9 protein-coding genes are annotated in these 13,099 nt (G+C 64.0%); 7 read left to right on the top strand and 2 right to left on the bottom strand.

Going from position 1 to position 13,099, the window contains the following annotated elements:
• Window positions 1–608 precede the first annotated feature (608 nt).
• The 5 genes from ADAD_RS0114465 to ADAD_RS0114445 all read left to right on the top strand — a co-directional run bounded on the left by ADAD_RS0114465 (window position 609) and on the right by ADAD_RS0114445 (window position 7,327).
• A complete protein-coding gene (locus tag ADAD_RS0114465; protein ID WP_010415235.1) occupies window positions 609–3,296 on the top strand; it encodes a TonB-dependent receptor in 2,688 nt (895 codons plus the stop codon).
• Between the two features lie 85 nt (window positions 3,297–3,381).
• Window positions 3,382–5,340: a sulfotransferase gene (locus tag ADAD_RS0114460; protein WP_010415232.1), complete on the top strand. Its 1,959-nt coding sequence runs from the start codon at window positions 3,382–3,384 to the stop codon at window positions 5,338–5,340.
• A 196-nt stretch (window positions 5,341–5,536) separates the two neighbouring features.
• A complete protein-coding gene (locus ADAD_RS0114455; RefSeq protein ID WP_010415229.1) occupies window positions 5,537–5,863 on the top strand; it encodes a hypothetical protein in 327 nt (108 codons plus the stop codon).
• Complete coding sequence (locus tag ADAD_RS0114450) at window positions 5,860–6,765, top strand: hypothetical protein (RefSeq protein WP_139020480.1); 906 nt, start codon at window positions 5,860–5,862, stop codon at window positions 6,763–6,765. Before ADAD_RS0114455 ends, ADAD_RS0114450 begins: the two co-directional genes overlap by 4 nt.
• A gap of 79 nt (window positions 6,766–6,844) precedes the next feature.
• Window positions 6,845–7,327 (top strand): hypothetical protein, encoded by a 483-nt coding sequence (locus ADAD_RS0114445; protein ID WP_139020479.1) that lies wholly within the window; start codon window positions 6,845–6,847, stop codon window positions 7,325–7,327.
• Between the two features lie 42 nt (window positions 7,328–7,369).
• Here ADAD_RS0114445 and dcd read toward each other — a convergent pair whose 3' ends face one another.
• A complete protein-coding gene (dcd, locus tag ADAD_RS0114440; protein ID WP_010415224.1) occupies window positions 7,370–7,924 on the bottom strand; it encodes a dCTP deaminase in 555 nt (184 codons plus the stop codon).
• Window positions 7,925–8,006: 82 nt separating this feature from the next.
• Complete coding sequence (gene putA, locus ADAD_RS0114435) at window positions 8,007–11,177, bottom strand: bifunctional proline dehydrogenase/L-glutamate gamma-semialdehyde dehydrogenase PutA (RefSeq protein WP_010415222.1); 3,171 nt, start codon at window positions 11,175–11,177, stop codon at window positions 8,007–8,009.
• Between the two features lie 157 nt (window positions 11,178–11,334).
• On the opposite strand from putA, the gene ADAD_RS0114430 reads away from it, so the two are divergent.
• Both ADAD_RS0114430 and ADAD_RS0114425 read left to right on the top strand, forming a co-directional pair.
• Window positions 11,335–12,135 carry a Crp/Fnr family transcriptional regulator gene (locus ADAD_RS0114430; RefSeq protein WP_050803778.1) on the top strand — a complete coding sequence of 267 codons (801 nt, stop codon included), beginning with the start codon at window positions 11,335–11,337 and terminating at the stop codon, window positions 12,133–12,135.
• A 121-nt stretch (window positions 12,136–12,256) separates the two neighbouring features.
• Window positions 12,257–13,000 carry a Crp/Fnr family transcriptional regulator gene (locus ADAD_RS0114425; protein WP_010415220.1) on the top strand — a complete coding sequence of 248 codons (744 nt, stop codon included), beginning with the start codon at window positions 12,257–12,259 and terminating at the stop codon, window positions 12,998–13,000.
• Window positions 13,001–13,099 lie beyond the last annotated feature (99 nt).

The following is a 13,099-nucleotide window of genomic DNA, read 5'->3' as shown; positions in this document are numbered from 1 at the left end:
GGGCCGGCCCTGGGCCGACTTTCGGGGAGGCGTGGCGGGTCGGTTGCGGAAGGCAATCGGCCCGTCGCTCCATCCTGTCTATGTTCAGGGGCGGGCGGACAAGCCTAAACGCGGCGCGCGCTCAAGAATGCCGGATCGCAAGTAAAGCTGCGCCACCTTGCGCTCGCTTCTGGGGCTGTTCTGGCGGCCTGGTGCCCGCGCTAAAACGTCACGGCAGCGCGCGAAGTCAGGGGCATCGGAAGACTTCCGTGCCGTGCCTGCGAGGTATAGTAGAGAATTATATATTCGTCTGAATAAATCCGAAGTTTGCAGAATGTAGCGGTCTCGGACTTTCTATATTGAATTATCCAAAAATAATGCCGGGCCGCGATTGAGATTTTGCGTGAGGTCATTCTCGAGCCGTCACTGCAATGTTGTCATTGTGCAACACGAGTTGCTTTTAACGCGCAGTTTGCCCCCATCGGGGTGGCTGCGCACAATATGCCTTGTTAACCGTGCCCGTCACCGCCGCGAATTCCTTTTCGCACGTCTCCAGGCCGTCCGACACCGTCGTCGCTCGCGCCGAGACACTTGGCGGGACCTGAAAAATCAACGGGGCTTTTTAAAAAATGAATCGACTTCTGACCGGCATTTCGTCCGGCGCGCTTTCGTTCGTACTTTCCACCGGCGCGTATGCGCAGGTAGCCACGCCTGCCGATGCATCCGCCGCAGCCGCTACGGCGCAGCAGGAGCAGGCCGTACAGGCCGACCGGCCCAAGCGCGGAGGCGTGAACACCATCGTCGTGACTGCTCAGCGCCGCAGCGAAGACCTGCAGGACGTGCCTGTGGCCGTCAACGCGATCGGCGCCGAAGAGCTGGACGAGCTCAATATCAACACCTTCGACGATTACCTCGAACAGCTGCCGTCGGTGACTGCGGGCGGATCCGGCCCGGCGCAGAGCACGATCTATATTCGTGGCCTCGCCTCCACCACGCCGAACCTGACCACTGCCGGCGTCGCGGGCCTTGCCCCTAACGTGTCGCTCTATCTCGACGAGCAGCCGCTTGCGCAGCCGGGCCGCAACCTCGACGTCTATGCCGCCGATCTCGAGCGGATCGAGGTGCTCAAGGGCCCGCAGGGCACCCTGTTCGGCGCCAGCTCGCAGGCGGGCGTCGTGCGCCTGATCACCAACAAGCCGAGCCTTGCGGGCTTCGACGCCAGCTTCACCGCGGGCACCTCGTTCACCAAGGGTGGTGAGCAGAGCTACAAGGCCGAAGCCATGATCAACGTGCCGGTCACGAACAACCTGGCACTGCGCGGCGTCGTCTACCTCGACGACCAGGGCGGCTACATCGACAACGTCCAGGGCACGCGCTCGCTGCGTGACAGCGCAATGTTCCGCCCTGTCGGCACCGTGCGCGACAACGGGGTGGCGGTTTCCGCCGATCGCGCGGGTTTCAAGTCCGACGCTGCGTCGCTCGCTTACATCGACAATAACGTCACCTTCATCGAGGCGAACAACGCCACGCTGGTGGAAGACGATTTCAACGACACCCAGTATTCCGGTTTCCGCGCCACCGCGCTGTACGAAGTCACCCCGGACTGGCGGATCACCGTGGCGCATACGCGTCAGGGTCTCGATTCCGACGGTGTGTTCTTTGCCGATCCCGATCTCGGGCTCGACGATCTGGAAATCCAGCGCTTTTCGCAAGACAAGCTGCAGGACGATTTCTCGAACACCAGTTGGAGCGTCGAAGGCCGCCTCGGCATGCTCGATGTCATCTACAACGGGGCCTACACCGATCGTGAAACCCAGCAGAGTGTCGGCTATTCCGACTACCTGTTCGTGGGCCAGTACATTCCGTACTATTCCTGCGACACTGCAGCCATCTATCCGGGCAGTGTCGCCGCGGCACCTGCCGATCCGACCTGCTATGCGCCGGATTTCTCGGTCGGGTCGAACACCGACACGACCGTCTTCACGCAGGAACTGCGCTTCAGCACGCCCAGCGAGAACCGTTTGCGCGCCACCGCCGGCGGGTTCTATTCGAACCTCATCCTGAAGGAGCGTAACGACTACTTCTACGGCCGTGAGCAGTCCCGTGGTTCGGATGGTGTTACGCGCGGTTTCGCGCCGATCTATCCGTTCACCAACACCGAAGTGACGGGCATCACCGGCAACGCCTTCCCTGGCTATTTCAGCGATCCGGGCCCGCTCCCTGAAAACGCGGCGTTCCGCAACGACGTGAAACGCACCGATGAGCAGATCGGCATCTTCGGCGAGGTATCGTTCGATATCGTGCCCGACACGCTGACGGTTACCGGTGGCGCGCGCTATTATGACGTGAAGGTGGATCTGGAAGGCGCGGCAACTTCGGCTTTCTGTAAGAGGAACTCCCCGATCTACGGCGCCAACGTGGGTGTCGACCCTGCCGACCAGACCAACATCCCGGGCTGCGGCGGCACCAACCTCTCGCTGATTTATGGCGAGGACAACACGTTCGGCAATCCGGACAAGGCCCGCGCCGAAGGCGTGATCTTCAAGGGCACGGTGACCTGGACGCCGACCAGCGATCTGCTGTTCTATGCGACCTATTCGGAAGGTTTCCGCCCCGGCCTGCTCAACCGCCCCGGTGGCGCACAGGGCCCGGGCAACTTCACGGTCCCGTTCGAACTCCAGACCGACGATGTGAAGAACTACGAACTGGGCTGGAAGACCGAACTCTTCGATCGCCAGCTGCGTCTGAACGGAAGCGCGTTCTACGTCGATGTCAGCGATCTGCAGACCACGATCTTCGATCCGGGCATCACCAACCTGTTCTTCTCGGACAATGCTGCGGATGCTGAAATCAAGGGTGTCGAGGCAGAGTTCACCTATGCGCCCTACAGCATTTCGGGCCTGACGGTTGCCGGTGCCATCTCCATTCTCGACACGGAGATCACGGACAAGCTGACGCCGACCGACGATATCGTTGTCGGGTCCGAACTGGCCTACGCACCGTCCTTCCAGGGCAACCTGCGCGTGCGGTACGAATGGGATCTGTCGGACACGCTGGAAGCATTCATCCAGCCGCAGGTCAGCCACTCGGCGTCCAAGTTCACGGACATCATCCAGATCAACCGTCTGGAGCTGGACAGCTACACGCTGTTCGATCTCTCGGTTGGCGTATCGACCGCCAACTACAAGTTCGAACTCTACGGCGAGAACCTGACCGACGAACGCGCCCAGGTTTCCGGCAACTTCAACTTCGACCGCGCACGGATCACCGTGAACCGTCCGCTGACGGTCGGCGTGCGCGCCACCTACAACTACTGATCGGTATCATCCGATCGGACCGGACGGCGGGAATGGGCTCCTTGCGGGGTTCATTTCCGCCGTTCCGCTATCTACAGACCAGGCGATGAGCGATCAGGACACTATCTTGGCGTCGGCGCAGAAGGCGCTGCAGGCGGGGGATTTCGCCGGTGGGCTGACGTTGGTCGAACCCCTGATCGAAGGGGACGGGGGCGATGAACAGACCCTCTATATCGCGGCCGTCGCAGCCCGATATCTCAAACGGTTCAGCGACGCCGAAGACTATCAGAACCGCCTGCGTGCGATATCGCCGGAATACGGGCGCGCCTGGCAGGAGGCGGGGCACCTCGCCGTGGCTCGTAACCGGCCCGAGGCGGCCATTGCCGCCTATGCGCGCGCCGTCCGGTTCAACCCGGCACTGGATGCGAGCTGGCGCGAACTGGCGCGCTTGCAGGCGGCAGCCGGGCGGGACGCCGAAGCGCGGGCTGCCAGCCTGCAGCAACAGCGGATCGCCGCCCTGCCCCACGAACTCCTGGCCGTCACCAATCACCTCCACGAAGGCCGGCTGCTGCGCGCGGAGGAGATCTGTCGCCACTACCTGCGCATGCATCCCAGGGACACCGAAGGCATGCGTCTGCTGGCGCAGATCGGCATCCGGCAAGGCATTTTCGACGATGCCGAGTTCCTGCTGGAGAGTGCCGTCACCTTTGCCCCCGACGATATCCAGCTGCGGCTCGACTATATCGACGCGCTGCATCGCCGCCAGAAGTTCGAGCGTTCGCGCGAAGAAGCGGAAGCCTTGCACGCGCGCGATCCCGACAATCCGGTGTTCCAGTCGCATCTTGCGATCGAGAGCATGCAGACGGGGGACTACGACCGCGCTTTCGAACTGTTCGATCAGGTGCTGGAAAAGCTCCCCCGCGATCCCGCCACGCTGACGAGCCGCGGCCATGCTCTCAAGACCATGGGCAAGCAGCCCGAAGCGGTCGAGAGCTACCGCGCCGCCTTCGCCGCGAAGCCGGACCAGGGCGATGCATACTATGCGCTCGCAAACCTGAAGACCTACAGCTTCACCGACGCGGAAATGGCAGCGATGCGCGAACAGGCTGCCCGCCCCGATCTTGCCTTCATGGACCGCGTCCACATCGCCTTCGCTCTGGGCAAGGCCTACGAGGATCGCGGCGAATATGCCGAAAGTTTCGCGCATTACCGCGAAGGCAACGATCTGAAGCGCACCCAGACCCGCTACAGCGCGGATGCCATGAGCGCCGAACTGGCCCGGCAGCGCGAGGTCTGCACCGCCGATCTGTTCGCGTGCCATGAGGGCGATGGCCATCCGGCACCCGACCCGATCTTCATCCTGGGTCTGCCGCGCGCGGGTTCGACGCTGCTGGAACAGATACTCGCCAGCCACAGCCAGGTGGACGGCACGCTTGAACTGCCCAACATCCTCGCGCTGGCGCACCGGCTACGCGGCCGCAAGGCCGGCGCATCTCGCTATCCCGACATCCTCGGGGACCTCAGCGGTGAGCAATTGGCCGATTTCGGCAGGCAATTCATCGAGGACACCCGCATCCACCGGCAGGGTGCGCCTTTCTTCATCGACAAGATGCCGAACAATTTCCGGCATATCGGCCTGATCCATCTGATCCTCCCCAACGCGACCATCATCGACGCGCGTCGTGACCCGATGGATTGCTGTTTCTCCGGGTTCAAGCAGCTCTTCGCCGAGGGGCAGGAATTTACCTACGGGCTCGAACAGATCGGACGTTACTACGCCGATTATGTCGACCTGATGGAGCACTGGGACGAGGTTCTGCCCGGACGCGTCCTGCGGGTACGGCACGAGGACGTGCTCGACGATCTCGAAGGTCAGACACGCCGCATGCTGGACCACATCGGCCTGCCGTTCGAGGAGCAATGCCTCGCCTTCCACGAGACGCGCCGCGCGGTCCGCACGGCCAGCAGCGAGCAGGTGCGCCAGCCGATCACGCGGGCGGGGCAGGGTGCATGGAAACCTTACGAAGCCTGGCTCGACCCCCTGAAGGCAGCGCTTGGGCAGTAACCTGGCGCGGTGGCATCAACGGGGCTGGATCTTCGAGCGATCCGGAGCGGCCGGATCGTGTTCAGCGCCCCGACTTACCGTCTTTGTCATGATTATGTCGGCATTCGTACATGCCGCCAGCCCCTGAGGCCCGGTATGCCGGTTCCGCTCAATAGAGAGGAATTCCATGGTACTCAGGTCGTCATCTTCGCTGTGGTTGGCTGCTGCGCTCGTGCTGGTTGCGAACCCGGCAAGCGCCAAGGATCCCGGCGCGAAGAAGCTGATGCAGATGGCAGCGGGCTGCGCCTATGTCGTCGGCGTCGCCGAGGGAAGCAACGTCCAGCTGAACTATGGCTCGGCGGACTGGATCGGCGTTGTCGGAATTCTCGAACAGCGCACCGGGCTGGACGGCGAGAGGGCGATCGACGAAGCCCGGGCGAAGTACAAGAAGCGCGCGCGCGTGATGGGGGCGGATGAAGCCTACCAGTACATGCTTCGCCGCGCGCAGGAGTGCGACCGCGAGATGGGCGTGCTGCAGTCGTGATTATCGGTTCGTCCATGGCGCGGCCCGGCCTGCGGACGGGCGCAGCCGGTGTCATCGTGCTGGGGGCATCGCTGGCCGTGCTGCTGTCCGCTCCTCCCGCCCGCGCGAACACGCAGGATGCGGAGCTGATCTACGAATGTGCGCTGGCGCTCGACTACGCGACGGAGAAGGGCACGCGGCTGCCCGTGTCCGCCAACCGGGCCATGGCGCATTTCGGCGAAGTCACCGGCAATGATGCGGGCCTTCGCGCGCGAGCGGATCAGGCCATCGATGCAGCCTGGGACGACTACCGCAAGAAGAACGGGCGCAAGGCGCTCGACAGATACATCCTGTCGGTCGCGCAGGACTGTTCGGACCTCTATGTCGAACGCGCGGAGCGCGATTCAGCAGTGACCGAAGGCCAGCTGAACTCACTCGGTACGCTGTCGGCGGCCGCGTTGCGATCCTACGCCACGCGCACGGGCGATTACGGCGAGGTCGCCGATTACCTGGTCTACTATTACCCCTACGGCAAAGACCTGTTCAAGCCGAACGAGGACGGCGATCTGCTGGGCCAGTTGATCGTCGAGACCGGGGCGGCGGGGCTGCGCCGGTGGAGCGACGAGGCGATCTACGCCATCGCGACCAAGCACTACTGGCAGTACAACCCGTCCGCCACGCGGCTGGTCTTCGCCGAGTACCAGCGCCGCATGCGCATGAAACGCCAGTCCGAAGCGGAAGCGCAGCGCTGGGCGCAGCGTGCAGCCGACGCCCGGGCAGAGCGTGCCCGCCAGGCAAACGCGCCCTATGTCGGCTCGCTGGGGGGTGGCAGCTCCACCAGGCCCAGGACCGGTAGCGGAGTGGTCGTGTGCACGACCTACAAGGGCACCGGCGGGGGCAGGGTGTGCAAGGAAGAAGATTGATCGCTTCACAGACAGGTCCGGCGAAAGTGCCGGGGCCGGACCCCACCCTCGATTTCACTACTCAGGCGGAGATGCTGCCATGACCTTTCGTACTGCCTCTGTTGCACGTGTTCTTCCGTTTTTGATCGCAGGCTCTGCTCTCGCCATTCCCGCCTTTGCGCAAACCGCGACGGGCCAGCCACCAAGCGGGGGATTCTCCGCTGCCCTCCACAACGCGGCTTACGAGAAGGGGCTGGAGTCCGTTCTCACCACGCCCGAGACGATTGGCGAAATGCTGCAGTGTTCGGCGCTGTGGGATCGCTGGGCCTACGCGGTCGAGAGTGCGGCGGACCCCGCCTTCGGGCAGGGCCTGCGAGAGGAATTGTCGGCCGGGAACGCGAACAGCCGCAAGCTTTACTGGCAGCGTCTCGCCCGCAGGGATATGCGCGAGGACGATAGCTCGACCTATTACGACAAGATGGAGGCCAGAGCCGAAGAGCAGGCCGACGAGACCTACGCCGAATATGTCGCCGGCAGCGAGCGGGGCATGCAGAGCATGATGGGCTGGCTGGCCGGGTGCTGACGGACGCCTCCCGGCCCGCGCATAACCTCGACGAGATGGGGCCTACAGCCGGGGCAGCGTGACCCCGCGCTGGCCCATATATTTGCCCGCGCGGTCCTTGTAGCTGGTCTCGCAGCGTTCGTTGCCCTGCAGGAACAGGAACTGGCAGGCGCCCTCGTTGGCGTAGATCTTGGCGGGCAGCGGCGTGGTGTTGGAAAACTCCAGCGTCACGTGGCCTTCCCAGCCCGGCTCCAGCGGGGTGACGTTCACGATGATGCCGCAGCGCGCATAGGTGCTCTTGCCCAGGCAGATGACCAGCACATCCTCGGGCACGCGAAAATATTCGACCGTGCGCGCGAGCGCGAAGGAGTTGGGCGGGATGATGCACACGTCGGTCTCCCGGTCGACCAGGCTGCTTGCATCGAATGCCTTGGGATCGACCGTGGCCGAATTCACGTTGGTGAAGATCTTGAACTCCGGGGCCACGCGCGCGTCGTAACCGTAGGAGGACAGACCGTAGGAGATGCAGCCGTCGCGCCGCTGCGCCTCCTCGAACGGCTCGATCATGCCGTGCTTTTGTGCCTGCTCGCGAATCCAGCGGTCGGATAGAATGGCCATGGCCCACGTGATGTGGAACGCGGGCGAGGCGTGCAAGCCTCCCCGCGCCAATTATCCGCCAACTTGCGCCCGAAGCGCTTCGTCAGAGGCTGGCCAGCAGCGTCGCGTTGCCGCCCGCCGCGGTCGTGTCCACCGTCACCACGCGTTCGGTGGCAAAGCGCGCTACATAGTGCGGGCCGCCTGCCTTGGGGCCTGTGCCCGAAAGGCCTTCGCCGCCGAATGGCTGGCTTTCGACCACGGCGCCGATCTGGTTGCGGTTAACGTAGAAATTGCCGACCTTGATCTTGGATTCCACCAGGCGGCGCGTCGCCTCGACGCGGCTGTGCAGGCCGCAGGTCAGGCCGTAGCCAAGCGCGTTGATGTCATCCACGACCTTTTCCAGGTCCTTGTTCTTGAACTTGGCAATGTGGAGCACGGGGCCGAAGTTCTCGCGCTGCAGGTGCCCGATCCCCTCGATCTCGATGATCGTGGGAAGGACGAAGCTGCCGCGCGCGAAGGCCGGGTCGTCGTCCGCGCGCCAGATCGTGCGACCGATCGTGGCCGAACGCGCCACGTGGCGTTCCAGCGCGGCCTGCGCGTCATGGTCGATCACCGGGCCGACATCGGTGGCGAATTCGGTCGGGTCGCCGACGACCAGCGCCTGGAAGGCGCCGCGGATCATCGTGACCATCTCGTCGTAGACGTCTTCCTGGATATAGAGCACGCGCTGAGCGGAGCAGCGCTGCCCGGCGCTCTGGAAGGCGCTGGCGATCACGTCGCGCGTCACCTGCTCGGGCAGGGCGGTGCTGTCCACGATCATCGCGTTCTGCCCGCCTGTTTCGGCGATCAGCGTGGCGATGGAACCGTCGCGCGCGGCGAGCGAACGATTGATGGCGTGCGCGGTCTGGGTGCTGCCGGTGAAGGAGACACCTGCGATACGCGTGTCGGACGTAATCAGCTGGCCGACTTCGCCTGCCCCGGGCAGAAGCTGGAAGACCTCCTCCGGAATGCCCGCATCGTGGCACAGTTTCACCGCCAGCGCCGCGATCAGCGGGGTCTGTTCGGCCGGCTTGGCAACCACGGTATTGCCCGCCGCGAGAGCGGCTGCGGCCGGGCCGATGAAGATCGCCAGCGGGAAGTTCCACGGGCTGATCGTGGCGAAAACGCCCCGCCCGGCCAGCTTCAGATAGTTTTCCTCGCCTGTGGGCCCCGGCAGCGGGGTAGGTTCGGCGAAGAGCCTGCGCGCCTCTGTGGCGTAATAGCGTAGGAAATCGACCGCTTCGCGCAGTTCCAGCACGGAATCGACGATCGTCTTGCCCGCTTCCAGCTGGCACAGCGACAGGATTTCGTCCGTATGCGCTTCGAATTCGTCGGCCGCCGCTTCCAGCAGGGCGGCGCGCCTTTCTCCGCCGAGCGCGTTCCAGCCCGGCTGGATCGCCTCGGCCTTGGTGATCGCCATGTCGACTTCCTCGGCGCTGGCATCGCGGCGGGTGCCGATCCGCAGGCCATGGTCGAAAGGCGCGGTAATCGGGGCGATTTCGCCGGGAATTTCGGCCTTGAAAGTGGGCGAAGCTTCCCACTGCCGGTCGCGCAGATTGTGCAGCCGCTTGAGCAGGGGATCGCGCACCAGCGGGTCGGCCAGATCGATCCCCGCGCTGTTCACGCGGCCCGGGAAGATGTCCTTGGGCAGCGGGATCGCCGGATTGCGCTTCGGCTCCATCGCGGCCAGCTCCGCCACCGGATCGGCAGCCAGATCCTCTGCGGTCTGATCGGCATCCGCCATCCGGTTGACGAAGGAGCTGTTGGCTCCGTTTTCGAGCAGGCGGCGCACCAGATAGGCGAGCAGGTCCTTGTGCCCGCCGACGGGCGCATAGATGCGCACCGGGGTTTTCGCGTCGCCTTCCGCCTTGCCCAGCGCGGCGTACAGCTCTTCGCCCATGCCGTGCAGGCGCTGGAATTCGAACTCGGTACCGGCGGACGCGCGCTGCTTGATCGCGGCGATCGTGTAGGCGTTGTGCGTGGCGAAGGCGCCGTAGATGCGCTTCGGAGCGGACAGCAGCACGTCCGCGCAGGCCATGAAGGATACGTCGGTCGAAACCTTGCGGGTGAAGACGGGGAAATCGTCGAGGCCCGCCACCTGGCTGATCTTGATCTCGGTATCCCAGTAGGCGCCTTTCACAAGCCGGATCATGAACTTGCGATCATGCTTCTCGGCAAGGTCGATCAGCCACTGGCACAAGGGGACGCCGCGCTTCTGATAGGCCTGAACCGCCAGGCCGAAGCCGGTCCACTGCGAGCCGTCCTCGCGCACGAAGAGCGAATCGTCCGCTGCCATCGTCTCGAACACGTCGAGCGACAGCTCCAGCCGGTCCGCTTCCTCCGCATCGATGGTGAAGTGGATATTGGCGTCGCGCGCGCGGCGGGCGAGATCGTTCACGATCGGCACCAGCGCGGTAACCGCCTTCTCTCCATGGAAGATGTCGTATTTGGGATAGAGCGCGGTCAGCTTCACCGAAATGCCGGGGCTGCCGGTCAGCGTGCCGTCGCTTTCCGACTTCAGGCGTTCGATGGCATCGATGTAGGCTTTGCGATAGCGGTCGGCATCGGCGAAGGTCATCGCCGCCTCGCCAAGCATGTCGAAACTGTGGGTGAGCCCCCTGTCGCGTTCCGGGGCTGCGCGCTTGAGCGCTTCGGTCATGTTGCGACCGAACACGAACTGGCCGCCCAGGATGCGCATGGCCTGCCAGGTGGCGTTGCGGATCACCGGCTCGCCCAGCCGGTTCATCGCGCCGCGCAAGGTGCGTTCCATCTTCTTGTGATGCAGTTCGGGGCGCTCCAGCACCTCACCGGTCAGCATCAGGGAGAAGGTGGCGGCGTTGACGAAGGTGGAATCCGATTCGTTCAGGTGTTCGCGCCAGTTGATCTCGCCGATCTTGTCCCGGATCAGCGCGTCTGCCGTACGCGCATCGGGCACCCGCAGCAGCGCTTCGGCAAGGCACATCAGCGCGATGCCTTCCTTCGTGTTCAGGCCGTACTGGTGAAGAAAGGCGTCGATCCCGCCAACCTCGCGCTTGCGCGCATCCTTGATCAGATCGACGGCATAGGCATGGATATGGCCGTGGTCGCGCGAGAAGACTTCCGTTTCGCGCAACCGCTCCTTGACGCAGGCTTCTTCCTCCTGCCGGAAGGCCTTGCGGATCGCGCTCCGGTCGAGCGGATCGGTGCTGGGCATAGGCGCGTGGTCGGCGGGCGGATTGGTCGTCATCATGTCCATCTTGCTTCGAGGTGGCCCTAACTACTTCGTATATCAAGCTTTGCGTGGAGTCTGCCTGCCTGGTGGGCCGCAAAGGCTGAAGGCTCGACGTTTTCCCGGCGAGCGGTTAGGCGGTTTCAGCAGCAGCCGCGATGGGATGAGCGGCGAGGGGAGTTCGATGACACTCGAGGAGGAATTGCAGGCGTTCCCGCTGACCGGGCGGTTCCTGTTCGGCCGCCTGCGCGAGGCTCTGAGCCATGAGGAGCGCGTCGCGCTGGAGGCGCTGCCGGAAGACATTGCCACTTATCAGAGCAGTTCTCGGATCGTGGAGGCGGGATCGGCCTGCGCTCGCAGCACGCTGCTGGTCGAAGGCTTCATCATTCGCGGCCTCGCGGGGACAAGTGGTGCAGGCGACAAGCGATCTGCGCTGAGCGTGCATGTACCCGGAGATTTCGTGGACCTGCACTGCTTCGCGCTCAAGCGGCTGGACCATAATGTCGATACGATCGGCCCGGCCAAGCTCGCATACATCCCGCACGAAAAGCTGCGCGAAGTGCTGCAGGAGAGACCGCATCTCGGCCGCATGCTGTGGGGATCGACCCTGCTCGATGCCGCCATGCACCGCCAGTGGATCATGAAGCTCGAACAGCTCACCACACCGCGCCGCATCGCGCACATCTTTGCGGAGTTGTGGCGGCGGCTCGAAATGGTCGGTCTGGCGCAGAGCGACGGGTTCGAGAGCCCGCTGACCCAGGCCGATCTCGCCGACATGAGCGGATCGACTGCTGTGCATGCCAACCGGGCCCTGCGCGAGCTGCGCGAACGCGGCCTGGCCGAGTTTAGGCGCGGACGCCTGTTTTCGACGGACCGGGCCGGGCTGGAGGAATATGCGGATTTTTCGGCCGACTACCTGTATGGGGAAGGCCAGCTTTCTCTTCTCCCCGCACCTGCTGCGGTCAGACCGAGTGTGAGTACGTAGTTTTTTCAGTGGGTTTGCCTTTGCAAACAGCCTGAAGCTAACATGCATCAGTAGACGGTCCGCGCGAACGCTGGCTATCGCGCACAGGCGGAACGATAACGGGTGGAGTGACGGGGGCGCGATGGAATTTCCTAACACCGGCGATTTTCTCGCTGGAAGACTGCGCGACAAGCTCAGCCAGGACGATCTCGAATTCATCGAATCCCTTGTCGCCGAAACGCGGCAGGGCGAAACCGGCGACGTGCTGCTTGAGCGCGGGGCGGTGACCGAACAAAGCACCATCCTGATTTCGGGCTATATCTTCCGGACGATCGAGAGCGGCGATCGGCGCTTCATCGTCGGCGTTCACGTGCCCGGCGATTTCGTCGACCTGCACGGTTTCGCGCTCAAGCGGCTCGATCACTCGATCGTCGCAGCGGGCCCGATCACCTACGGAATTGCCCCGCATGAGCGGCTGCGCGATGCACTGGAGCACCGCCCGCGTGTCGCCCGCGCGCTGTGGTTCGCGACCCTGCTGGATGCCGCGATCCACCGCAAATGGATCCAGATGCTGGAGCAGCTCGATGCGCCGCGGCGGATCGCGCACATCTACTGCGAACTGCATCGTCGCTTCGAACTTGTGGGGCAGGCCAATGCGCGGTCCCTGCGCACGCCCTTCACCCAGATCGACCTGGCCGACATGTGCGGCGTAAGCGCGATCCATGCCAACCGTGCCGTGGGCAAGCTGCGCGAACTGGAGCTGGCCGAAATCCGCCGGGGCGATCTCTATACGTCCGACTGGGACGCCTTGCGCACCTATGCGCAGTTCCAGGCAGACTACCTCTATGGGGACGGCCCGCTGCGCTTCGACCAGGACTGGCTTTGAGCGGCCCGCGGCAAGGCTAAATCGCTGAAATCGGGGATTGGCGGTTGCCCGGTGGGGCGCCATTTGCCACAAGCTCGAGCCGAGCGGGAGGCATCCGGG

It is taken from the genome of Citromicrobium sp. JLT1363, from assembly GCF_000186705.1.
Lineage (GTDB): Bacteria > Pseudomonadota > Alphaproteobacteria > Sphingomonadales > Sphingomonadaceae > Alteriqipengyuania.
The sequence above is the reverse complement of the archived record's forward strand: the minus strand, read 5'-3'. Positions and strand labels throughout refer to the sequence as shown.